Genomic DNA, 411 nt, shown 5'->3' on the forward strand with positions numbered 1-411 from the left:
CAGTCTAACTTTCTATTACATACCCAAATTTTTAAAGAACGATCTAATCAAAAGATCAGAAATCAACATTCACCATCTTTCGATGGAATGCTCATTTCTAAGCTTTACGACAAGTAAGCAGTAATGGTGGAGCCAAACGGGATCGAACCGTTGACCTCCTGCGTGCAAGGCAGGCGCTCTCCCAGCTGAGCTATGGCCCCATATTTCTACAGGTGCATCCAAACAAAATTGGTGGGTCTGGGCAGATTCGAACTGCCGACCTCACCCTTATCAGGGGTGCGCTCTAACCAACTGAGCTACAGACCCAATTTTGGTCTACTGCTATCGTCTTCTTCAATGAATCAAGCAATTCGTGTGGGAACTTATGGAGCAGCTGATGTCGTCGATTAAGGAGGTGATCCAGCCGCAGGT

General features: G+C 46.5%; 2 tRNA genes. Both read right to left on the reverse strand.

The annotated features are described in order from the left end of the window. Nucleotides 1-124: 124 nt before the first annotated feature. Nucleotides 125-200: transfer RNA gene (locus CJU81_RS23565), tRNA-Ala, on the reverse strand. Nucleotides 201-229: 29 nt separating this feature from the next. Next, nucleotides 230-306, reverse strand: a tRNA-Ile gene (locus tag CJU81_RS23570). Nucleotides 307-411: the final 105 nt, after the last annotated feature.

The organism is Pseudomonas fragi, assembly GCF_002269505.1.
GTDB lineage: Bacteria > Pseudomonadota > Gammaproteobacteria > Pseudomonadales > Pseudomonadaceae > Aquipseudomonas > Aquipseudomonas fragi_D.